This window comes from Streptomyces xanthochromogenes (assembly GCF_014650455.1).
In the GTDB taxonomy this organism is placed as follows: Bacteria; Actinomycetota; Actinomycetes; order Streptomycetales; family Streptomycetaceae; genus Streptomyces; species Streptomyces xanthochromogenes.
In genome coordinates, this window is sequence record NZ_BMUZ01000003.1 from 455,902 (window position 1) to 478,044 (window position 22,143).

Genomic DNA, 22,143 nt, shown 5'->3' on the forward strand with positions numbered 1-22,143 from the left:
GGCGACGCGACAGAGCATGGGCGGGCGGATCGCGATATCGCCCGCCCTCGCCGCGTACCGTCGAGTCCCCGCGTACGGTCAAGTCGCCTGCTGCGCCCCGCCGTCACTCCTGCAAGCTCGACCGCCGCACCACCCGCCGGCCGTCATCGTTGCCATCGTCGGAACAGGAGCACGTCCATGCGTCTCTACGCCCAGACCCCGGCTCGTCGGAGCCGTCAGCTGATCGCGGATTTGATCGCCGCTCTCCTGATCGCGATCACGGTCAAGTTCGCCCTGGCCGTCCGCGACGCGATCCTGACGCTGGCCGAGCCCGGGCGCAAGGCGCAGAGCGCGGGTGACAGCCTCGCGGCCAATCTCGGAGACGCCGGCGACGCCGCCTCGAAGGTGCCCTTCGTGGGCGGCTCGTTGAAGAAGCCGCTCCAGTCCGCCGCCGATGCCGGCACCAGTCTTTCCGACGCCGGACGGTCGCTGCAGGACACCGTGGGGCACATCGCCACGCTGACCGCCATCGCCCTGATCGTGCTGCCCACCGCCGTGATCCTGGTGCTGTGGCTGATTCCGCGGCTGCTGTGGATGCGGCGCACCGCCACCACCCGGCGCCTCCTCGATGCCCCTGGCGGTGCCGACCTCCTGGCCCTGCGAGCACTCACCGGCCCGCAGCGGCCGCTGGCCTCGATCCCCACTCCGCCGGGCGGCCTGGCCGAGGCCTGGCGTCGTGGCGACCCGGACGTCGTCGCCGATCTCTCCGCCCTGACGCTCCGACGCGTCGGCCTTCGACCCTGACCAGGTGGCGAACGAGCCGAGCTCCGTCCGCTGACAGCCCCGGGCCACGCCAACCGGGCCCGTACGGACACAGCTCGACGGCGCCGCGGCGGGCGGGCTTCGCCGTGTCACGGCCTCGCGCGCCGCTCCTCAAGCTCGTCCAGGAGGCTCGGGTTGACGATCGAGACGATGGCCTCGATGTCCCGTTCGTCCGCGGCCGTCCACAACAGATCGCGCGCAGCGCGGTACTTCGCCGCAAGCCGGGTCCGCTTGTCCTGTGGCAGCTGGGCCGATCGGTCGGGGTGGCTGTTGTGCGCGTTGTCGGCGATCTTCACGAGGGTGGCGTTCCGGTCGGCGGTGATGCGCCGGATCTTCTCCTCGTAGGGCACTCCGGCCTGGTTCGTCACGGCCTCGACCACGGACACCACGTGCGGCGGCACCCGGGTGGCGCGCAGCTGCTCGGCCGTCCAGTCCGTGTCCTCGATGACATCGTGCAGCAGTCCCGCCATGACCAAATCGTCGCCGAACGGCACCAGACCGGCGGCAACGGCGCGGACGTGCTCGATGTAGGGAACGCCGACCTTGTCGGTCTGCCCCTCGTGCGCCCGCCTCGCGAACGCCTCGACCTCTGCCACTGTCTGCATCACGACTCCTGCACACGGAACTGGAACGGAAATGCCGGGGAACTCGGCACATCGGCAGCGGCCGCAATCACGCCGCCAGGGGCGGGCGGAGACATGTCCGGCGCTTGACCGTGGTCCGTTGGGCGAGCCGCTGCCCCGTCACGCTAGTACACGGTCCTCGCCCGGGAGCCGGGGTGCCCGAGGCGCACAGGACGATGCGGCCGACACACCTCCGCGGCCGACCCGCCCCAGGAGAGTGAGGCCGAGCGAACCCGCCGACGCTCCCACCCGTTCCTCATCGACCGTCGGGACACGCTAGAGGAATGTCAGGACAAGCGAGAATCGGCCAACTGTGGCTGGCGAATTGGCCGCGCGAGCGTTGACACACGAGGGGACACGGGGATCGGCCGTTCGTGTGAGGGTAGTGTGTTCGTGGGCCGAACGGATCTCCGTATGGCCCGACTTGACCGCCGTGATGGTAGGTCGTCCCCCGAACTCTCGTAAACGGCCTCCGAAAGTGGCGCTGATGAACGTGTCGACCGGCGGTAGACAGCTGCGAGGCCGGGCCGCCCTGACTGCCCTTGTCTGCGCGATCACCCTGATGCCCGGGCTGAGTTACGCGGCTCCGAACGACCCCAAGCCAGGCGACGGCGGGACCCTTGAGCAGATCCGCAGCCAGCTGGACGGCCTCTACCGCGAGGCAGAGGTGGCCACGGAGGCGTACGACGCCGCCAACGAGAAGGCGACCGAGCAGTCGAAGCGGCTGACCTCCCTGCAGAGTGACCTCGCCCACACCCAGGGCCGGATGGACGTCCTGCACGACCTCGCCGGAGCAGCGGCCCGCACGCAGTACCGCGGGGGCTACTTCGGCTCCGCGGGCATCCAGTTGCTGCTCGGCGACCACCCCGAACACGCGCTCTCCGATGCCGCTCAGGCCGGCCAGGCCAGCCAGAACCTCGTGAACATCTACGAGACCCAGAAGACCGCGCGCACGGAGCTCGACCGGCAGACCGAGGCGGCCACGAAAAGCCTGAGGGAGCTCAAGAAGACCCTAGAGGACAAGGCCGGGGCGAAGGAGAAGATCCAGAAGAAGATCGCCGACGCCGAGCGCATCGAGGCGGGGCTGGAGAAGGAACAGGTCAGCGGGCTGGCCCAGTTGGAGAAGAAGCAGGCGGACGAGGCCAAGTCCAAGTGGCCGGGTTCCGGTTCGAACGGCGGGCCGTCGAACGACAAGGGCGGCGCGGGCGGCGGGCCCTCGGGCGGAACGGCCGTGAGCGGAGCGGCCGGGCAGGCCGTGGCTTTCGCCATGGCCCAGATAGGCAAGCCGTACGGATGGGGGGACGTGGGGCCCTCGTCGTACGACTGCTCGGGGCTCACCTCCGTAGCATGGGCCCATGCCGGACATCCCATCCCCCGCACCTCGCAGGCGCAGTGGCAAGGACTGCACCGCGTCAGCCTCTCGTCCGCTCAACCCGGGGACCTGATCATCTACTTCAACGACGCCACACATGTGGGCATGTACATCGGAGGCGGACAGATCGTCCACGCCCCACGGCCCGGGCGTACGATCACGACCGCGCCGGCCGCGTCCATGCCCATCCTCGGCGTGGTCCGACCCGGAGGCTGAGCGGATATGTCCCACTTTCCCGCACCCCGTGACGAGGGGAACCTGCCCGCACCTCGTGACGAGAGGAATCTGCCCGCGCTCAGCGCACAACCGTTGATCCGCCTGGACGCCTACGTGGCCGAGGACGGGTCGACGGTGGTCAACGGCCATCTGCTGACGATGGGCGGCACCCGGCCGCCCAACGAGGCGATCCTCGACGCCGTAGCCATGTTCGCCCGCACCCTGGGGGCCCCGGTGGCGGCGACCGTCATCGACCGCACCGTGCAGCAGGTGGCACGGCTCCGGGTCCACCCGGACGGTTCCAGTTACACGATCGCCGACGCGGAGGATCTGCCTCCCGGCCACGAACGGACGACCGCGGAGGAGCAGGCGTTCCCTCCGCTCGCCCGCGTCGAGCGGATCATCCAGCATGCCCAACGCGAGGAGCTGCACGCGGCGTTCGTCCTCGCCAGTGCCCTTCGGGAACACCTGACGCTGCGCAGGGGCGTGGAGGACGACCTCTCGCTCGAAGCGCGGGCGATCGAGGCGTACATGGCGTTCCTGCGCGGCGACTACACGGTCTCCACCGTCCTCGCACTGACCGTCGCGCGCATCCGGTGCCGCACCGACCTCAATCGGGCCGCGCCCGAGGTGGCCCGCGCCACCGCGGCCTGGCAGCGGCTGGAGGACGAGGGCCAGGTGGCGGCCCGCGGGCAGGAACTGCTCTACATGTGGGACCGGTTGTCCGCGGAGGGCCTGGTGCAGCACCAGGCGCACCACACCATGGCTCTGGCTGTCCGCAATCGCCTCGAACGTGGCAGCCAGTACGTGGAGGCTCCGGCGGGGCCCCCCGCTGCGGCTCTGACTGCGGCTCAGGGGCCCGCTGCCCCGGAGGACACGCCGCTCAGGCGCAGTCGAAGGGGGCTTCGGCGCTTCACCAGGTGGCCGGGGCGGGCTGCCGACTGAGTCCGGCCCCGTCGGGGGCCCAATGAGTCCCACCCCGTCGAGGGAAGCACCACGATCCAAACGGGCGGACCCCCTGAGCCATCCTGCCCAGGGGGTGCCCGACAACGCGGCGATGCTGCTCCGCTAGAAGCGACCGCCGGTGACGCGCGTGAAGGGGCCCTGTCCGCGTCGGGCCGCCACGCGTCCGAGGCTGTACGCACCGGCCAGGGCCGCCAGGGCGCCCCCTCCCGCACAAGCCGCTATCTGCTTGCGCTTCCGGACCACGGTCCACGCCGTCGAGGCGGCCTGGACGGACTTGCCCGGAATGGTGGACAGCATCTCGCCGCCCGCCTTGGCCTTGGACCGCAATGCCAGCACGCTGCCCGTCGCCTGGTCCTTGCCCTCGGCGGCCGCGGACTTGGCACTGTTCGCAGCCGATGAAGCCTTGGTCCCAGCGGCCCCAGCAGCCCTGGCTCCGCTGCTGGCCGAGCGAGTTGCGGTCTTGGCCGCAGTGCTTTTCGTGGACTCGTTGTTCTTCGCTGTTTCCGACATGGAGTCCGTTTAGCCGCTGTGTCCGGATCGAAACGGGCCGGGTGCGGCTCAAATCGAACTTACGCAGCATCGGGCACTCGTCCTCCACCGGCCGCCCCCTGGCTCGCAACGATCCGTCCCCAGCAGGATGCAGGCGTCGGTCGACAGCCGGAACCCCCCACTTCCACCAGAGCCGGCCTCCGCCAACTCCGCACGGATGCAAGCATTTCCCGCAACGGGGCGTGACAGCGAACCAGTTGGAACGGCCCGTACGGTGCAGGACGTCCCGCCCGTCGGACCGGGCGCTCGGGACCGGGCCCGTCAAGGGGCGGCGGCCCGTGCGGCAGCAGGTGGGCACGCCCCTCGCCGACCCGTCCGTAAAGGTGCGGGCACTCGGCCGTGCGGCCCACCTGCTCATGTGCTCACTCGGCCGCGGCGATCCAGTGCTCCAACTGCTCGATGGTCGTGGCGGGGTCGGCGACCAGCGCGGCCAGCCGGTCGTCGGCGGAGTTGAGGGTGGCGAGGGCGGGACAGCGGTGGCAGGCGTCCACTCCTGTCTGGTTCCACCACTTGCAGCGCGGACGGAGGTGGCACCGCGGCACGGCTCCCGTCTCCTGCGGCGACGGCAGCGTCTGGATGCGCTGGATCAGACCGCAGTCGTCGCCCACCCGGTTCGCGCACGCGGACGTGCAGTGCGACGCGAACCGGAGCACACGGTTGGGCGCGATGCCTTCGGGGATGCTCGACAGCACGTCCGCCGCGGGCACCGGCTCGTCCAGGTAGACGACTTGGCCCTTCTCTCCCGACCTGACGCCCAGGACAAGCGATTCCGGACGGTGGGCGTCTCCGCTCGGGCACCAACTGATCTGGTCTTCGCCGCGATCGTCCACGGTGCGCACCTCCGCGTCCTCAGGAAGACGCGGTGTCGGCGCCGTCGGGGGTGGTAAGGATCAGGCCCAGAATGGGCCCGCCGGTGGTTCCGCCGAGTTGCTGCTCGGCGACGACGGCTCTCTGGATGTGCGCGGACAGGTTCTGTGCGTCGGTTCTCTCGGCGGCGTTGGCCACGCCACCGGCGGCGAGGAGTCCGGTGACGAGCGCGGCCGTAGCGGCTGCGGCACGAAGGTTGGGGTTCATGCTGTCCTCCTTGACATTGTCGTCTCGACTGACAAGGGCGACCGTATGCATCAACTCCCCTCCGCGGAAGGCGCTTTGGTGCGTACTTAATTTCGTCAAAGTGCGGAGTACGGCGTCGCGCCGACCGTAAGCCCGGCTCCTGTCGGACCCGCACCCCCGCATTCCGCCTGCGCCTGTCCAGCGGCCAGGAGTGACGGCGCACGCCAGCAGCATCCTGACCTGTGAACTGGAACTGCGTGAGGTGGTCGGAGGCTGGGACGGCCAACTGAGGCGCATCGATGCCCAGTTGGCCGTGCGCAAGCCTCGACCCCACGCACCAGTTAGCACGCCGGGCTCTCATCGATCTCGGATGCGTGGCTCTGAGCAGGTCGACAGCTCAGGCCGCCACATACACCGTGGAGGTGATCGCGGCAGCGCAGCCGACGGTCCGCCCGAACCGAACGAACCGCCATGCCGCTCGCAACTACGCTCCCTGGAGGCCGCGTTGCCCGGGGATACGACCGCAGAGCCAGTTGCCCGGGTCCTCCGGCTCGCCGCTGATCCAGAACTGACGCCACAACAGCGCGAATTCCTCCCGGCTGAGGTGACCGTCACCGTTCAGGTCCAGCCTCTCGAAGACGCCCGTCATGTCCACGGGTCGGCCGTTCCAGGTCTCGACGAGCATGCGGTGTTCATCCGGGGAGATGCGGCCGTCCCCGTTGGCGTCCACGGCGTCGAAGATGGTGTCGGCGGTGGCGGTGACCTCCGCGACCATCGTGGGCAGCCGGTCCACGAGGGAGAGCAGTTCGCCCATGTCGACGGCGCCGTCGCCGTTGGCGTCCCCCTCCTCCAGCAATGCCGCCCACCAACCCATCAGGAGCGCCTCGACCTTGGCGCGCAGCTCCGTGCCCGGGCCCACGGCCGGTAGTCGGCTCCAGCGGGAGACGAGCGCGACGAAGTCCTCCTCGCGCAAGAATCCGTCACCGTCCGCGTCGAACGCGGCGAACATTCCCTTGAGCTTGAGTTCCTGAAACGCATTGGCCATGCGCGGCCTCCCTCGACGCCGGACCGGCGGACAGCGGGAACTATAGGTTGGGGCTCGCCCCCGCCTCCACGAGCACATGTGCGCGAAGGGTCAACCGCGTAAGTGGATGTGCGCCGACCCGTCCGCCTGCGAATGCCGCCCGTCCGCCGGGGAATGCCCACCGGGAATCCCGGGGCCGCCGCGCGCATACGGGTCGCCTTGCGCCCGCGACCTCCGGGGTGACACTGGAAGCGTGGCGGACAGCGAAGCGGAGACGGAGCGGCGCCTGGAGCGAGTCATCCTCGCGTTGCTGGATTCCCGGGACCCGAGTTCCTCGATCTGCCCCTCCGACGCCGCACGGGCGGCGTACGAAGGCGACGACGACGGCTGGCGCGCGCTCATGGAACCGACCCGGCGCGCAGCCCGGCGGCTGGTCGCCGCACACGAGGTGGAGATCACCCAGGCCGGCCGACCGGTCGACCCGGCAACCGCCGAGGGCCCGATTCGCATTCGCCGCGCCCGCCGCCGCTCCTGAGGCATCCGGTGCCGGCCTCGACGGAGGGCGTGGATCCCGGGCCCCCACCGTCGGCCTGGCGTCGGCCTGGCGTCAGGACAGGATCTCGATGTACCCCTCTGTTCCGTGCACGCGAATCCGCTGCCCGTCCCGGATCAGCCCGGTGGCCCGATCCACACCGACGACGGCCGGCAGGCCGTACTCGCGCGCGATCACCGCGCCGTGCGTCATGAGGCCGCCCACCTCCGTCACCAGACCCGCGATGCCGACGAAGAGCGGGGACCAACTGGGGTCCGTGAAGGTCGTGACCAGGATGTCGCCCGCCTCCAGGTCGGCATCCGCCATGTCCAGAATGACCCGGGCCCTGCCCTCGACGGTCCCCGCGGACACCGGGAGACCGACCAGGGCGCCGACCGGCGCGTCGTCACGCCGGTACGCGCCGGTGACCGCCTCACCGTCCGAGGTGAGAACTCGGGGCGGTGTGAGCGCCTGGTACGCCCGGAAGTCGTCCTTGCGCTGCCGGATGAGCCGGTCGTCCACCCGGTGTGAGTCGGCCGCCGCCCGCAGCTCCTCGAACGTGAGGTAGAAGATGTCCTCCCGCTCGGGAATCACCTCGGCCCGCACAAGACGTTCGGCCTCGCGCATCAGGGCTCGCTTGTAGACGAAGGAGCGGCTGACGATGCCGTACTTGGGGTACTCCCGGTACCCGATGAAGGCACGGACCTGGTCGATCATTCGCTTGGCGTCGTCGGCCTTGCGCTCGCCGTCGTCCGGCAGCGCCCGCAGGCGTGACAGGACGTCCTGTTCCTTCCTCAGCGCCTTTTGCCGCCCCTGCTCGAAGCGCCGTTCGGCGGCACCCGGCTCGAAGTTCCTCACGTTGTCGAGGATCGCGGGCACGAGCGTGCTGGGGCGCTCTCCCCAACGCGGCCTCGTGATGTCGATCTCGCCGGCACAACGCATGCCGTACCGGTCGAGGTAGGCCGCGATGGCGGCGTGTGCTTCGACGCCGCCCGGGACCTTCGCCAACTCGTCCAGGAAGTCCCCGTCCCGGAGACCCTCGCTACGCGAACCGTCGCTACGAAATCCCGCGTCATGAACGCCCTGCAGGAAGGCCACGACCTCCGGGTGCGGGCGGATGACGTCCGCGACGTCGAGCAGGTCGAGCCCCATCTCGGACGTGATGTTGTCGGGGGCGGAGAGCGTGAGCGTGTCAGCCGCGTTCTTCTCGCCGAGCCACTCGTACAACTTGTCGTTGAGCCACCACGTGGCCTCCATCCCGGCCATGATCGCCTGAAGGTTCAGCGGGTCACTGAGGACCCGCTTGTGCTCCTCGAAGGCCTCCAGGAGGAAGTCGAACAGTGCCGGCCCGGTCAGCGTCCCGATGTCCCGTTCCAGAGCGGCGTTGGAGGCCCGGTTGCGCTCGATCAGTTCGCCCACGATCGCCGGGTCCGGCTCGCTGGGGAGCGGTGCGCGCGAGGGGGGCGCATCCGAAGCCTGCACATCCGGAGCGACGGCATTCGGAGCGACGGTGTTCGCTCCGGCCGGGCTCCCCTCGGGCGGCGCGACGGGGGGCGTCCCCGGGAGCGAGGGGACGAAGTCGCCGCGGTCGAGGACTGTTTCCAGCGCGTCCCTGACCAGTGGGTCGCCCCGCCCCATGATGTCCAGGAGGCCGGCGCGGCTCGCGGGTGAGGCCAGGCGCCGGGCCACGTCGACGAACAGCCGCCCGCCCGCCTCGTGCATCGGCGCCATGGCCGTCAACTGCCAGACGGAGACCCCGAGGGGTTTCATGGGGTCGGTCATCATCTGCTGGTGCCCGACGGAGACATAGACATGGTTCTCCGCGTCGTCCGCCTCGGGGACGGGGAACAACGTCGTGATCGGCCGACTCTGGACGATCCGGAAACCGCCATCGGCCAGGCACCATTCGATGTCCTGCGGGCGGCCGAAGTGCGCTTCGATCCGCCTCCCGAGCTCCACGAGCCGCACGACCTGCGCATCCGTCAGCGCCGGCTGCTGCTGCCGTTCCGCGGCGATCGCCACTTCGTGCGTACCGCCGTCGGGCAGCGCGTCAATGGCGCGCTGTTTGGTGGCGATCGACCTCGCGAAGACCTCGCCGTCCCGCACTTTGAAGACGTCCGGGTTCACGAGCCCGGAGACCAGGGCCTCGCCGAGCCCGAACCCGGCGTCCACGGTGGCGACCTTCCGGTTTCCGGTGACGGGATCCGCCGTGAAGAGGATGCCGGACACCTGCGGGAACACCATCTGCTGCACGACGACCGCCATGCGGACCGAACGGTGGTCGATGCCGTTCCGCCGGCGGTAGATCACGGCACGCTCGGTGAAGAGCGAGGCCCAGCAGCGGCTGATGTGGCGCAGGATCGCCGACGGCCCCACGACGTTCAGGTACGTGTCCTGCTGACCGGCGAAGGAGGCCGTCGGCAGGTCCTCCGCCGTCGCACTGGACCTGACGGCACAGGCGGTCCGCTCACCGACCCGGGCGAGGGCACGGGTGATCGCCTCCGCGAGATCGTCCGGGACGGCAATCCCCTCGATGGTTCGCCGGACCCGCTCGCTGAGCGTGCGCATCCCGTCCCGGTCGTCGGGGCTCAGGCGCGACAGTTCGTCCAGCAGCTTGCTCAACGACGGTGCTTGCGCCACCGTCCGCCGGAAGGCGTCGGTGGTCACGCAGAAACCGCCCGGTACGCGGATGCCTTCGATCCGCGACAGTTCGCCCAGGTGCGCGCCCTTGCCGCCGACGACGGCGACCTGCGTCCGGTCGACCTCCTGGAGGTCGACCACATACTGCTCGCTCACTGCGACACCTCCGAGGCAGCCGTACTCCGTCGCTCTGCGCCGCCCCATCGAATCACCGCAGCAGCCACCCCTGTCGCATCCCTTGCCGGCGACGGTCCCGCGTCGGCAAGCCTTGACTCCGCCGGGTGATTGGGCCGTACCGCCCGGCGGTACGGAACGCCTCCGGTCGGCCTCCTGGCCGGTTCGACATCAGCGCGCCCCTTGGACGTCGACAACAGCTCACGCACGTAGTGCCCTCATTTCCGCAGGTTGTGGCCTCGGCGGACGATTCTGCGCCCTGACCGGGGCCTTGCGGCAAGCCCCCCGGCCCGCTATAAGTTGAGAGTGGCCAGGAGAGATCTCTCCTGGCCTTTGCCGTTCGTCCTCCTGGGGATGCGGCCGGGGCCGCGTAGCTCAGCCGTCCGAGCCTCAGCAGTCACCCGTCGACGGCCAAGCGGTTCAGCCACTCCCCCAGGAGATGCTGCTCGGCGACGCTGAGGTTCGTCTGGTCGGGCAGCGCGGCGCGCAGGGCGCGTGCCGCGCCTGCCGGGCCCGGGTGCCGCACGGCCGGCCGTTCGTTGGTGACAGCGGTGACCATGGCTTCGCGCAGGGCGGTCAACAGGGCCGGGTCGCGCCGGTCTTGAGGCAACGACAACCAGGTGAGCACCGCGCCGCGCCCCGTCGCGTGAATGATCTGAGCGGCGAGCTCCTCATCCACGCGGAGCCAGCCGCCCGCGGCAAGGCGCCTGACCCGGCCTCTCAGGATCTCCATGCCCGCCCGGAACGACGCGGAGTCGGCCCTGGTGGGCTCGCTGTACATCAGCGTGAAGAGCGCGGGGTTGGCAAGACCGAATTCGGTCGCCATTTCCCAGCCCGCCCTCAGGTCCTCGATGGGGTCCTCCGGGTCCGGGTCCACGTGCTTGGTCGCGAGGAACGCGGCGAAGCCGTGCTCGGCCACGGCGTCGAGCAATCCGTTCTTGTCGCCGAACAGCCGGTAGATGGCGGGGGGTTGCATGCCCGCCGCGTCGGCGACCGCGCGGGTGGTGACCGCATCACGCCCCTCACGCGTCAGGAGCCCGATGGCGGCCTCGATCACCCTTTGCCGGGGTTGTTCCCGGCCGGGCGATGCCGTGTCGGACTTGTCGGTCGGGGTGTCGTCCTGCCCAGGTGAACGCGATGCCATGAATCAACGATACCGCATTAGTGATTTCGACGTTATTATCGATGGTACCGTTGGATGGCTTCCATCGATACCAATCCTCGTGAGCATCGGAGCGCGCATCATGATCATCGTGACCGGAGCAACCGGACAGCTGGGGCACCAGATCGTCGAAAGGCTGCTCACCCTCGTTCCGGCGGACCGGGTCGGCGTCAGCGTCCGCGATCCGCAGAAGGCGCAGATGCTGGCCGACCGGGGCGTACGCGTCCGGCGGGGCAGCTTCACCGACCCCGCCGCCCTCGCCCACGCCTTCGAGGGCGCCTCTCAGGTACTCATCGTCTCGGTCGACAAAATGGGCGACGAGTGCGTCCGACAACACCGCACCGCGATCGAGGCGGCCGTCGCGGCGGGCGCCCGCCGCATCCTGTACACCAGCCAGATGGGAGCCGGCGCCACCTCGCACTTCCAGGCGTGCCGCGACCATGCGGCCACGGAGGAGCAACTGCGCGCTTGCGGCGTGCCGTTCACGTCACTGCGCAATGGCTTCTACGCCACCAGCGCCGCGCATTTCCTCGGGCACGCGGCGGATGCCGGTGAGCTCGCGCTCCCCGCGGACGGACCGGTCGCCTGGACCGCGCACGCCGACCTCGCCGACGCGGCCGCCGCCATCCTGGCCGACGAAGGCCGCTTCGACGGTCCGACGCCGCCGCTGACGGCGGGGCAGACCCTCACCTTCGACGACATAGCCGCCATCACCGCTCGGCTCACCGGCCGGGCCGTCACCAGGACCACCACCACCGACGAAGAGTTCCGCCGGCAGCTCACGGGCCAAGGCGTCCCGTCGGAGACCGCGGCCCAGCTGCTCGGCATCTTCGCCGCAAGCCGGGCGGGCGAGTTCGCCATGGTGGATCCGACGCTGGCCGAGTTGATCGGCCGCGAACCCATCACCGTGGAAACGGTGCTGCGCGAGCACCTGTTGAAGGGCTGATCCACGCGGACACGGTTCGGACTCAAACCGGGCGTGGGGCGGGGGACCAGACGCCCATCCACTGTTCGGCGCCCCACAGCTCGCGTTCCAACTCGTCGCCCGGTCGCGGCCCGCCCACGTAGGTGCCCACCTCCGGCGAGCTGAAGAGTTCTATCAACCCCGCGCGGTCCCGGGCCTCGGGCTCGCGCAGTACGAGCCGTTCGGTCCCGAGCGGGCCAGGCAGCCAGTTGAGGGACCCCAGTTCACTCATGGCAGGCAACCCACCCCTGAAGCGAGCCGCGAGCGCGCCGACCACATGACCCTCCATCCCCAACTGGACCTGCTCGATGGGTCGTTCACGAATATGGTCCGGACCGCCGAACGCGGCCACCTAGGCGGACGCCGGCATCAGCCCCGAGCTTCGATCTTCAGGTCACCCTGGATCTGGGCGCGCGCCAAGTCGCTCGCGAGGTAGGCGTGCGGGTAGCCGGGGTCGACCGCCCCGGCCTCGTCGAGGCGGGCGAGTTGTGACGCGGTGAAGTCGACCTCCAGGGCGCCCAGATTGTCCTCCAGCTGCGTGTGGGTACGAGCGCCGATGATCGGGGCCGTGACGTCGGGGTTCTGCAGGGTCCAGGCCAGAGCGACCTGGGCCGATGTCCGGCCCAGCTCCTTGGCGACCTCCCCCACCGTGTCGGCGACGGCGAGGTTGCGTTCCGTGACCCAGCCCAGGGCCTGATTGTGGCTCTTGCGGCTGCTCTCCTCCGATCCGGTGACCTCTCCGGCCAGATCGTCGCGGCTGTACTTGCCGGTCAGCACCCCGCCGCCCATCGGTGAGTACGGGACCACTCCGAGGCCCATCTCGCGTGCCATGGGAATCAGCTCACGCTCCCCGGTGCGCTGGATCAAGCTGTATTCGATCTGCAGCGCGACCAGGGGTGACCAGCCGCGCAGGTCGGCGACCGTCTGCATGCGAGACACCTGCCAGGCCGGGGCGTTGGACATCGCCACGTACAAGACCTTGCCCTGGCGGACCAGGTCGTCCATGCCGCGCAGGATCTCCTCGACCGGCGTCGTGGAGTCCCACATGTGGAGGTAGAGCAGATCGATGTAGTCGGTGTTCAGCTGCCGCAGGCTGGCCTCCACGGAGGCGAACAGGTTCTTGCGGTGGCTGCCCCCGGAGTTCGGGTCGCCCGGCCGACGCATCGTCGAGTACTTCGTCGCCAAAACCAGGCTCTCCCGGCTGTCACGGGTGAACTCCCCGAGGAGGCGCTCGGAGCTCCCATTGGTGTACGTGACCGCGGTGTCGATGAAGTTGCCGCCGTGCTCCACATAGCGGTCGAACAGCTTGCGCGCCTCGTCCCGTTCGGCGCCCCAGCCCCATTCGGTACCGAAGGTCGCCGCGCCCAACGCCAGCGGGGAAACCCGCAGTCCGGAGCGGCCCAGCAGCCGATAGGTGTCGAGGGTGAGCGACATCGTGTCCTCCTGTGGTGGTGCTTGTGATCGTTGCCGAAAAGAAGTCTGCGTTCGCCGTCCGCCCCGGGTAAGGGAGAGAAGTTCCTGGGAACGCCAGTCCCACCCTGGTTGTTGGACCGGACATGATGACCCGCACCGTTGACCCCACGCAGGAGATGGCCGCCTTCCTGCGAACCCGGCGTGAACGCCTGGACCCCGCCGACTTCGCTCTGCCGGTACGCCAACAGGCCCGGCGGACACCGGGGTTGCGCCGCGAGGAGGTGGCCGAACTGGCCGGCGTGAGCATCGACTACATCGTGCGGCTGGAACAGGGCCGCGGGCTGCGCCCCTCGGCCAACGTCGTGGAGTCGCTGGCACGGGCTCTGCGCCTCGCGCCCGACGAACGCGCCTATCTCTTCGACCTCGCCCAGCAGCGTCCTCGCAACCCCGACGCGACCGCGACGGCCGCGCCCTCGGTGGCCCGGCTGGTCGCCGATCTGTCGCCGCTGCCCGCCATGCTCATGAACCACCGATACGACATCCTGGCCTGGAACGACCCCATGGCTAGGCTGCTCGTGGACTTCAGCGCCCTCCCGCCGAAGCAGCGCAACGCGATGTGGCTGTGCTTGGTGCATCCACGGATACGGGACCTCTATCTCGACCGCGAACGCGTCGTGCGGGAGGGCGTCGCCCATCTGCGCGCCGCCTGGGCCGCTCATCCGGAGGACGGGGTACTGAGCGATCTGATCGCCGAATTCATCGCTCGCGACGCGGAGTTCGCGCGGCTGTGGGCCGAGCGGGACATCAACGGCAGCGGCCGCGGGCACAAGGCTCTGCGGCATCCCGACATCGGTGTGATCGCGGTGGACTTCGAGGTGCTCGTGCCACTCCAGGACCCGGACCAGCGCCTGGTGATCTACCGCGCCGCGGACGACGCGAGCCAGTCAGCGCTGGACCAGTTGTGCGGACCGTGAGCACCTGCCGGAGGCAGGACCCCACGGTCCGCCGGTTCCCGCCCCGGTCGGATCCGGCGCAGGGCCCCGATCGCGTGTCCGGGCCTACCCGATGCTGACGGGCGGGGAACTCACCTGCTCCGGGACAGGCGTGGAGGCGTCGACGGGCACCTCGTCGGCACCGACCGCCCCGTCGAAGATGGCGAGTTCGCCGGGGGCGGCCTGGGCCTTCCACTCCGGTGCGACGGCGGCGTACGTGGTGACGTCGTGCCAGCAGCCGCTGGTCCTGAAGAGCTGACGGAGGGTGGCTTCGGGGCGCAGGCCCGCCGCGTGCATCACCTGCGGCATGAAGGAGTGGTCGCTGCGGTGACCCGCCCAGATCCGGTGCACGCCCAGGCGCCCGAAGGCGTAGGCCATCAACAGCCGCCCGGCCTCGTGACCGTACCCCTGCACCGAGCTGCCCGGCAGCAGGACCAGACTGGTGAGCATGGCATTGCTGCCGTAGTCCTCCATGAGCAGCCCCATCGTGCCCACGAGGCTGTCGTCGTCCAGGGCGCAGACCGCGAGGGTGTACTTGCGTCGAGGATGGGTGTGGGGCTGGGCGAGGCTCTGGGCGAACGTGTCGTGGGCCTGTCGCGCATCCATGCGGTCGATGCCGAGATACCGGGTGAACACTCGGTGCGTGAGGATGCGGGCGAAGGCGTCGTGGTCGTCGGCGTGCAGTTCGCGCAGCCGCAGATGGTCGCCTCGAAGGTCGGGGACACGGTTCACCGGGAGGCTCCGTGGGGCGCGGGCACGGTCGCCGGGGTCGGGATCAGTGCGTCGAGGTCGATGTAGTGCCGGCCCGACGGCAGTGGCTCGCCGAGCAGGATCCGGCGGGCCGTTTCGGTGACGAGTGCGGCACCCAGCATGACTCCGCCGGCCAACTGCGGCCAGCTGGAGAGGGTTTGACCGATCCGGGTGAGCGCGTCCGTCATGGCCGCGCTCAGTCGCTCTCCGTCGACGATGTCGAGCAGCAGGCGGACGGCGGCCTCCTGCCCCAGGTCGCGGACGTCGTCGGCGGTCACCTCGCCGACGCGGCCGTGGAAGAGCGGCCGGTCAGGTTCGAGGTCGAAGCGCTCGATGTCGAGCAGACCGCGGTCGTTGGTGTCCATGAGGACGGGCACGCGGCGACGCCGGGCCTGCTCGCGCGCCGCGATCTTCACCCAGGGGGTGTCGCACTCCTCGACCAGGATGTCCAGACCGTCGTCGCCGTCGCCGAAGAAGGCGTCGATGGTCTCCTCGGTGACCCCGCCGCGGTGGATCTCGATGTCCAGGTAGGGGTCGAGTTCGTACATGCGCCGGGCGCACAACACGCTCTTCTCCAGGCCCAGTTCATGCACTCCGGCGCGGAGCCGGTTCAGGTTCGACAGGCTGATCCGGTCGAAGTCCGCCAACCGGAACGCGCCGCCGACGCCCTCCATGGCGCAGGTCAGGGCGGCGCTGCTGCCCACCGAGAGCCCGATGACGCCGACGCGGCGCCGCAGCAGCCCTTCCTGCTGCTCGCGGGTGATCTTGTCGCGATTGCGGTCCGTGCGCACCAGGCGGAACTCCGCCTCGGGCAGCACGTGGACGAGCCGCCCCGACCACGGGTACCAGACCCACCTGCCGTACGCGTCCGGACGACCGCCCAGCATCTCGTCGACCGCGCGGTCCAGCGCCCGGTGCCCGAACGTCTCGTGCGGGGTCAGGCAGCGCAGCAGCTCCGCCACCTGGTTCTCGATCCGGTCGTGGACCTCACGCAGCCGGTCCGACTCCCGCAGCGCGGCCAGAGCCGCGGCATCCACGGGGCGTGCAGGGTCGAGCAGTACGGGGTGAAACGATTCGCTCATCTCGTGTCGCGAAGGCAGCACGAGAGAGTCCGGCCCTGGGCCGGACGCCATCAGATCAGTCACAGCCAGGACGCTAACAACGGGACGATCTTGCTGAGCCGCCCGTCACCCGCTGGGGCGCAGTCGAATTGATCTTCTACCTGAGTGCGCCGACCGTGCGCCATGCGCGCCCCCTCGCCGGGCGCCCCCGCATCGAAAGCCGGGGGCTCCGGGCGTTCACACCCCGCTGAGTGACAGCTTCACGGCGAAGCCGAGGAAGAGCGCGCCGGCCGCCGAGGCCGCGCCCGCCGAGAGACGCTTGCGGCGGCGGAACGCGGCCGCGAGGCGGGTGCCGCTGAATATCAGCGTCGACAGGTAGAGGAAGCTGCCCAGCTGGAGCAGCGCGCCGAGCAGCAGGAAGGACAGGGCGGGGTAGGCGTAGCCGGGCTGCACGAACTGCACGAAGAACGAGAGCATGAACAGGATCGCCTTGGGGTTGAACAGGCTCAGCATCAGGGCCCGCCGGTAGGGGCGCTCCCCTGCCGCCGGGGCCGTCGCGGCCTGCTCCTGTGCCTGCTCGTGCCGGGACCGCCACATGCCCACCGCCTGGCGCAGCATGCCGAAGGCCATCCAGGCCAGATAGCCCGCGCCCGCGTACTTGACCACAGCGAAAAGAAGCGGTGTCGTCTGCAGCAGCGAGGCCGCGCCGAGCGCGGACAGCGTCATCAGAACCGTGTCCCCGGTGAAGATCCCGGCGGCGGCCGCGTACCCGGTGCGCACCCCGCGGCGGGCTGCCACGGACAGCACGTACAGCGAATTGGGGCCCGGCAGAAGGATGATCAGCACCAGGCCGGCGAGATAAGTCGGAAGATCGGTCACACCCAGCATGGAGCCGAGTGTCGCATGCGCCTCCGACACCCCACGCACCCCTCCCCCGGCGGGGTGCCGACACCCCCCGGGGCGCGGCGGGCGCGTGCATTCCCGCGGGCCCGGAGCGCGGTCGCCGAGCGCCGCGGGCAGCTCCCGTTGTCAGTGGGTGGGGCTACCGTGCGTTCTACGGAGCAGTAGGCAGACGAAGAGGCGTCCGGCTTCCGCGCGGGCGTCCGACACGAGCAGGGGGAAGACCGCATGACCACACTCGACAACCGGCCCAGCACCGCCGTCCTCGTCGTCGACGTGCAGAACGACGTCGTCGAAGGGGTCTATCGGCGTGACGTTGTGGTCGCGAACATTGCCGGCCTGGTCGAGCGGGCACGTACGGAAAGGGTCCCGGTCGTCTGGGTCCAGCACTCCGACGAGGGACTCACGCGGGGAAGCGACGACTGGCGGATCGTCCCGGAACTCGTTCCGCAGGATGGCGAACCCCTCGTCGAGAAGCACTACGGCGACTCGTTCGAGGACACCACGCTGGAGTCCGTCCTGTCGGGGCTCGGTGTGGGGCGGCTCGTCATCGCCGGGGCGGAGACCGATGCGTGCATCCGCTCGACGCTCCATGGCGCCTTCACCAGGGGCTACGACGTGACGCTGGTCGGTGACGCGCACACAGCGGGTGACAAGACCGCATGGGGTGCTCCGACACCGGCCCAGGTCATCGCACACACCAACCTTTACTGGGCCCACCAGAAGGCGCCGGGGCGGCGGGCCGAGGTGGTCGAGAGCAAGGACGTCGTTCTCCACGACGCGCCCTGACGGCCCGGGCAGCGCAGTTTCACCAACTGTGCTGCCCCCAGGCCGACTTGATCCGTCGTGGAGGTAGGCTCGCGCTAACGTACCGGCCACGAAAGCGTTAGCGACACGTTGGCGTGCCCTGGAACGATTGCGCACTCCTCCATGGAGCCTCCCGGCCACTCGCATCCGGCCGGTGCTTCGTCCGCCCGGCACCGTGTGCCCACAGTTCGCAAGAGGACCCGATGGCCGCCAACGAGCAAGCCCGTACCTCTGAGCGCAACGGCCCAGGCCACTCGCGCGTTCAGTCCCCGCGCACCAGCCGTGTCCGGGGGTTCGCGGTGGCGTCGGCCACCGCCGTCACCACGGTCGGTGCCGTGGTCGGCGTCGGCGCGGGCAGCCCCTCCGCAGCGGGCGACGGCCTCCAGGCGTCCGCCGCCGATTCGACGCTGCTGGCCGACCTCCCTGCCGGTCAGCAGGCCCAGGTGCAGACGGCTTCCCTGACGCAACAGGCGGACGCCCAGTCCGCGCAGGCGAATGCGGCTGCGAAGAAGTCCGCCGAGGAGGCCGCCCGCGTCCGTGCCGCACAAGACGCCAAGGCCAAGAAGGACGCGGCCGACAAGAGCAAGGCGGACGCGGCCAAGGAGAAGGCCGACAAGGAGGCCAAGGCCCGCGATCTGAAGACCGAGGCCGCCAGCCGCTCGTCGGACCGCACCACCTTCCAGGTGCAGAGCTCCTACTCGGTATCCGACGTCCAGGCGATCGCCCGGCAGATCGTTCCCGCCGACCAGTTCCAGTGCTTCAGCAACATCGTGAACAACGAGTCGAGCTGGAACTACCGCGCGACCAACGGCAGTGCCTACGGACTCGTCCAGGCTCTGCCCGGCTCCAAGATGAGCAGCGTGGGTTCCGACTGGCAGAGCAATCCGGCGACCCAGATCAAGTGGGGCCTCAACTACATGAATCAGCGCTACGGGAGCCCCTGCGGAGCCTGGTCGTTCTGGCAGTCCCACGATTCGTACTGAGCCGCCCGCCGGGCGTCCAAGTGACAGCCTTCGAGGGCGGATTGCCGGTCGTTGACGCGCCGGGGGCGATCGTGCCGTCGAGGATGCCCGCCCGTACCGCCCCGATGCGCCGGACCTCACCCACATCGCCGGTGAACTCCCGATCAAGAGCCGGTCGGGCGCCGAGCATGAGCATCCCACCGCGCGCGGCACTGCCGACGCTCTAGTCGAGCGGCGGGGTTTCGCGCGTGCGGGCCTGGTGGCGGCGGGCCTTGAGCCTGTTTCCGCACGTCTTCATGGAGCACCACCGTGCCGTGTTGGCGCGACTGCGGTCCAGGAGGAAGAGCCGGCATTCAGGGTTCCCGCAGGGCCGCAGCCGCCCGGGCATGCGCTCCCTGACGTCCGCCCACGCGAGGACCAGTTCCACCGCGAGGCGGCGCTCCGGTGCCACCTCCAAGCGCCATTCGATGCCCGTCGCGCTCGGCTCCGGCGTTCGGCGAACACCCACGAGGACCCGGCCCAGCCGGGATTCCGCCCCCGTGCCCGACTCCATCGCCTGGAGCGCGTCCCGGGCGGTTCGCAGCCATCGGCGCTCCTCGTCACCGCCGTGTCCGCCGTGCTTCCGCGCCCACCCGTCCAGCTCGTGGTCCTCATGCCACAGATCCCGGCGCCGGCCTTCCACGACAGGAGTGCTGTTCAGCGCCTCCATGAGGGCCTGGTCGTCCAGCACGGCCTCACCTTCCCGCCAACGTCGGCTAACTCCATCAAGTCGATTGACAGGTTACTCCCCCGGGCGTCTACTGGACAGGCAGAGGTAACCGGCATGAGCGATTGAAGGGGTTAGTCATGGTTGAGGTCCGACACCAGTACGCAACCGTGGGGGAACATCGCGTCTTCTACCGCGAGGCGGGCCCCCGTGAGGCGCCCACCCTCGTGCTCCTGCACGGGTTCCCCACCAGTTCCCGCATGTTCCGCCACCTCATTCCGGCGCTGGCCGACCGGTTCCACGTCATCGCGCCGGACCACCTCGGGTTCGGCAATTCCGACACCCCGTCCGTCGACGCGTTCACGTACACCTTCGACGCGCTCACCGACATCACCGAGGCCCTGCTGGCTCAGCTCGGCGTCAGCCGCTACGCCATGTACGTCCAGGACTACGGGGCACCCATCGGGTGGCGGCTCGCGCTGCGCAACCCGGAGGCGATCACCGCGGTGGTCACCCAGAACGGCAACGCCTACGAGGACGGCTTCGTACCGGAATTCTGGAAGCCTGTGCGGGAGTACTGGGAGAACCCGGGCCCCGCGACCGAACCGGCTGTCCGCGGCGCGCTGTCGCTCGACGCCATTCGCTGGCAGTACCTGAACGGAGTGGCCAGGCCCGAGCTGGTCGACCCCGACACCTGGGCCGCCGATCACCGCGAGGTCGGCCGACCCGGCAACGACCTCGTACAGCTCGCCCTGTTCCTCGACTACGCCTCCAATCCGCCCCTCTACCCGCAGGTGCACGCCTACTTCCGCGAGCGCCGGGTGCCGCTCCTCGCGGTCTGGGGAGCGGGCGACGAGATCTTCGGCCCGGACGGCGCCCGGGCCTTCTCAAGGGACCTGCCGGACGCGGAAGTCCACCTCGTTCCGGGAGGCGGACACTTCCTGCTCGAAAGCCATCTCGACACCGTGGCCGGATACATGCGTGGATTCCTGACGCGCGGCGAAGGGTCGGTGTGAATCACGCGACGAGGGCGCAACTCGGGCGGCGGGCCCTGCTGTTGGAGCGGGGCCCGCCGCCCGAGTTGAGAGAAACGAGCTAGCAGTCCTTGAAGCCTTCGGGCCGCCCGGCAGGCGCAGCGGACTCGCGAGAGCCGCCGTCGGTGCGCGTGCGCAGGCGCCGCAGCCAAGAGCCTTTCGAGACCGGCGCCGACGCCGGCTCGCCCTCGGCGGGCAGTGCGCCTCGATCGTCCCGGCCGCGGGCCGCGCGCCACTCCCGCAGGAACGCGTCGATGTCGATCTCCTCGCGGCCGAGCGGCGGCCCCGGCGGCGGCATCCGCAAATTGGCCGCGATCTTCTTGTTGACCGGCTCCAGGACGGCCCGCACCATGCGCTCGGAGGGCGCGGCGGCCGCCTCCGCGAGCGCGTCCTCGGCCTCCTTTCGCAGGCCGAGCGAGCCGGAGGCGACGATGGAGAGACCCTCCTGGGTCATCTTCCGCTTCATCCACCACATCTCGTCGTACGGCACCCGTTCATCGGGGAGCGGCTCACCGATGCCGGCCAGGCGCGTGAAATCGCCCCGCTCCTCCGCCTCCCGGATCTGCCGATCGACCCAGGACTCAAAACTCATCCCCGCAGGCTTCCGTTGAGTCATGAACCCATTTTCGCATGGCCGTTTCCGGCGATCCGGCCCGGCGCCGCACGTCGGCCGACGCCTGCGGGCGACGCGGGACGCTCCCTCTCGGCGGCGCATGCCCACACCCCTCGGGCTCCGATCACGTCGGTCGCCAATCGGCCGATGCCGACCGATCGCCGGCCGTCGGCGCCCAAGGCGCCCGATCCGCAAGGGCATTGAGACGAGTGCGTGCGCGCCGCACGCATTCGGTGCTACAGTAAAGGCGAAGCGTGCGCAACGCACGCATCACCTCTTCCCTCAGTGCTTCCCCGAAAGGAACTCCCATGTCCCGCACCGGTATCGAGGCCGCCCTCAACGACCTGCTCTTCAACCGCGGCATCACGCTGGCCGAGGCCGCCGACCGGCACTTCGCCCCCGACTACCGTCAGCGCACGGACGGCGAGTGGGCGGACCGCGCCCAGTTCCTCGACCACATCGGCCACCTGCGCGGCATCGTCGCCGGCGGGCACGTCGACGTGCACGAGGAGCTGTACGACGGCGCCAAGTACGCCGACCGCCACACGTGCCACATCACCAAGACCGACGGCAGCACCGTAGCCATGGAGGTCTACGTCTTCGCCGACTTCAGCGCCGACGGCCGGTTCCGCCGCATCGAGGAAACCACCCTCATGCTCAAGGGCACCGACGCCGACCGCGACCTCGGCAGCGCCCGCTGAACACCGCCCCCTGAACGTCCCCCCCCTCCCGGCGACTCGACGCTCGCGACCGCCGACCGCCGACCGCCGACCACGTCGCTGACAGGGACCAAGCCGATGTCGTCAACACGCCTTCCATTCGGGGGCGT

The 22,143-nt window shown here is 69.9% G+C and carries 23 protein-coding genes and 1 pseudogene; 10 read left to right on the top strand and 14 right to left on the bottom strand.

Going from position 1 to position 22,143, the window contains the following annotated elements:
• The first annotated feature begins 177 nt into the window (after positions 1–177).
• Positions 178–783: a hypothetical protein gene (locus IE267_RS09370; RefSeq protein ID WP_189762804.1), complete on the top strand. Its 606-nt coding sequence runs from the start codon at positions 178–180 to the stop codon at positions 781–783.
• Between the two features lie 107 nt (positions 784–890).
• Here the strand turns inward: IE267_RS09370 and IE267_RS09375 are convergent, their stop codons facing one another.
• Positions 891–1,406, bottom strand: a complete 516-nt coding sequence (locus IE267_RS09375) for an HD domain-containing protein (RefSeq protein WP_167160882.1) — start codon at positions 1,404–1,406, stop codon at positions 891–893.
• 505 nt (positions 1,407–1,911) lie between these two features.
• Here IE267_RS09375 and IE267_RS09380 point away from each other — a divergent pair.
• A complete protein-coding gene (locus IE267_RS09380) occupies positions 1,912–3,012 on the top strand; it encodes a C40 family peptidase (protein ID WP_189762805.1) in 1,101 nt (366 codons plus the stop codon).
• A gap of 6 nt (positions 3,013–3,018) precedes the next feature.
• A complete protein-coding gene (locus IE267_RS09385) occupies positions 3,019–3,957 on the top strand; it encodes a hypothetical protein (RefSeq protein WP_161249184.1) in 939 nt (312 codons plus the stop codon).
• 123 nt (positions 3,958–4,080) lie between these two features.
• Here IE267_RS09385 and IE267_RS09390 read toward each other — a convergent pair whose 3' ends face one another.
• The 4 genes from IE267_RS09390 to IE267_RS09405 form a co-directional block, all read right to left on the bottom strand.
• Complete coding sequence (locus tag IE267_RS09390) at positions 4,081–4,488, bottom strand: hypothetical protein (RefSeq protein WP_189762806.1); 408 nt, start codon at positions 4,486–4,488, stop codon at positions 4,081–4,083.
• Positions 4,489–4,889: 401 nt separating this feature from the next.
• A complete protein-coding gene (locus tag IE267_RS09395) occupies positions 4,890–5,357 on the bottom strand; it encodes a hypothetical protein (protein WP_189762807.1) in 468 nt (155 codons plus the stop codon).
• A gap of 19 nt (positions 5,358–5,376) precedes the next feature.
• Positions 5,377–5,601 (bottom strand): hypothetical protein, encoded by a 225-nt coding sequence (locus IE267_RS09400; RefSeq protein WP_161249188.1) that lies wholly within the window; start codon positions 5,599–5,601, stop codon positions 5,377–5,379.
• 463 nt (positions 5,602–6,064) lie between these two features.
• The gene (locus IE267_RS09405) at positions 6,065–6,625 is read right to left on the bottom strand and encodes an EF-hand domain-containing protein (RefSeq protein ID WP_189762808.1); all 561 of its coding nucleotides are present in this window, start codon (positions 6,623–6,625) and stop codon (positions 6,065–6,067) included.
• Between the two features lie 232 nt (positions 6,626–6,857).
• Here IE267_RS09405 and IE267_RS09410 point away from each other — a divergent pair, with 232 nt between their 5' ends.
• Positions 6,858–7,139 carry a DUF3253 domain-containing protein gene (locus tag IE267_RS09410; protein ID WP_229860895.1) on the top strand — a complete coding sequence of 94 codons (282 nt, stop codon included), beginning with the start codon at positions 6,858–6,860 and terminating at the stop codon, positions 7,137–7,139.
• A 72-nt stretch (positions 7,140–7,211) separates the two neighbouring features.
• Here IE267_RS09410 and rph read toward each other — a convergent pair whose 3' ends face one another.
• Positions 7,212–9,932 (bottom strand): rifamycin-inactivating phosphotransferase, encoded by a 2,721-nt coding sequence (gene rph / locus IE267_RS09415; RefSeq protein WP_189762810.1) that lies wholly within the window; start codon positions 9,930–9,932, stop codon positions 7,212–7,214.
• 415 nt (positions 9,933–10,347) lie between these two features.
• Positions 10,348–11,094 (bottom strand): TetR/AcrR family transcriptional regulator, encoded by a 747-nt coding sequence (locus IE267_RS09420; protein WP_189762811.1) that lies wholly within the window; start codon positions 11,092–11,094, stop codon positions 10,348–10,350.
• A 100-nt stretch (positions 11,095–11,194) separates the two neighbouring features.
• Here IE267_RS09420 and IE267_RS09425 point away from each other — a divergent pair, with 100 nt between their 5' ends.
• Positions 11,195–12,058, top strand: a complete 864-nt coding sequence (locus IE267_RS09425) for an NmrA family NAD(P)-binding protein (protein ID WP_189763014.1) — start codon at positions 11,195–11,197, stop codon at positions 12,056–12,058.
• A gap of 76 nt (positions 12,059–12,134) precedes the next feature.
• Here the strand turns inward: IE267_RS09425 and IE267_RS09430 are convergent.
• Positions 12,135–12,308 (bottom strand): annotated as a pseudogene (locus tag IE267_RS09430) (GNAT family N-acetyltransferase); the annotation flags it as partial.
• A gap of 137 nt (positions 12,309–12,445) precedes the next feature.
• Complete coding sequence (locus IE267_RS09435) at positions 12,446–13,510, bottom strand: aldo/keto reductase (protein ID WP_189762812.1); 1,065 nt, start codon at positions 13,508–13,510, stop codon at positions 12,446–12,448.
• 125 nt (positions 13,511–13,635) lie between these two features.
• Here IE267_RS09435 and IE267_RS09440 point away from each other — a divergent pair, with 125 nt between their 5' ends.
• Positions 13,636–14,463 (top strand): helix-turn-helix transcriptional regulator, encoded by an 828-nt coding sequence (locus IE267_RS09440; protein ID WP_229860896.1) that lies wholly within the window; start codon positions 13,636–13,638, stop codon positions 14,461–14,463.
• Between the two features lie 84 nt (positions 14,464–14,547).
• On the opposite strand, the gene IE267_RS09445 is transcribed toward IE267_RS09440, so the two are convergent.
• The 3 genes from IE267_RS09445 to leuE all read right to left on the bottom strand — a co-directional run bounded on the left by IE267_RS09445 (position 14,548) and on the right by leuE (position 17,180).
• Positions 14,548–15,213 carry a GNAT family N-acetyltransferase gene (locus tag IE267_RS09445; RefSeq protein ID WP_189762814.1) on the bottom strand — a complete coding sequence of 222 codons (666 nt, stop codon included), beginning with the start codon at positions 15,211–15,213 and terminating at the stop codon, positions 14,548–14,550.
• Positions 15,210–16,313 carry a ThiF family adenylyltransferase gene (locus IE267_RS09450; protein ID WP_189762815.1) on the bottom strand — a complete coding sequence of 368 codons (1,104 nt, stop codon included), beginning with the start codon at positions 16,311–16,313 and terminating at the stop codon, positions 15,210–15,212. The genes IE267_RS09445 and IE267_RS09450 overlap by 4 nt, the downstream gene beginning before the upstream one ends.
• Positions 16,314–16,529: 216 nt before the next feature.
• Positions 16,530–17,180: a leucine efflux protein LeuE gene (gene leuE, locus IE267_RS09455; protein WP_189762816.1), complete on the bottom strand. Its 651-nt coding sequence runs from the start codon at positions 17,178–17,180 to the stop codon at positions 16,530–16,532.
• 240 nt (positions 17,181–17,420) lie between these two features.
• On the opposite strand from leuE, the gene IE267_RS09460 reads away from it, so the two are divergent.
• Positions 17,421–17,981 carry an isochorismatase family protein gene (locus IE267_RS09460; RefSeq protein ID WP_189762817.1) on the top strand — a complete coding sequence of 187 codons (561 nt, stop codon included), beginning with the start codon at positions 17,421–17,423 and terminating at the stop codon, positions 17,979–17,981.
• A 317-nt stretch (positions 17,982–18,298) separates the two neighbouring features.
• Positions 18,299–18,982: an aggregation-promoting factor C-terminal-like domain-containing protein gene (locus IE267_RS09465; RefSeq protein WP_167160853.1), complete on the top strand. Its 684-nt coding sequence runs from the start codon at positions 18,299–18,301 to the stop codon at positions 18,980–18,982.
• 202 nt (positions 18,983–19,184) lie between these two features.
• Here IE267_RS09465 and IE267_RS09470 read toward each other — a convergent pair whose 3' ends face one another.
• Positions 19,185–19,691: a CGNR zinc finger domain-containing protein gene (locus IE267_RS09470; RefSeq protein WP_189762818.1), complete on the bottom strand. Its 507-nt coding sequence runs from the start codon at positions 19,689–19,691 to the stop codon at positions 19,185–19,187.
• A 116-nt stretch (positions 19,692–19,807) separates the two neighbouring features.
• On the opposite strand from IE267_RS09470, the gene IE267_RS09475 reads away from it, so the two are divergent.
• Entirely contained in the window at positions 19,808–20,683 is an 876-nt protein-coding gene (locus tag IE267_RS09475; protein WP_167160849.1) for an alpha/beta fold hydrolase, read from the top strand.
• Between the two features lie 79 nt (positions 20,684–20,762).
• Here IE267_RS09475 and IE267_RS09480 read toward each other — a convergent pair whose 3' ends face one another.
• Positions 20,763–21,293 carry a DnaJ family domain-containing protein gene (locus IE267_RS09480; protein WP_308428741.1) on the bottom strand — a complete coding sequence of 177 codons (531 nt, stop codon included), beginning with the start codon at positions 21,291–21,293 and terminating at the stop codon, positions 20,763–20,765.
• A gap of 329 nt (positions 21,294–21,622) precedes the next feature.
• Between IE267_RS09480 and IE267_RS09485 the strand changes: the two genes are divergently transcribed.
• Complete coding sequence (locus IE267_RS09485; RefSeq protein WP_167160845.1) at positions 21,623–22,015, top strand: nuclear transport factor 2 family protein; 393 nt, start codon at positions 21,623–21,625, stop codon at positions 22,013–22,015.
• Positions 22,016–22,143: the final 128 nt, after the last annotated feature.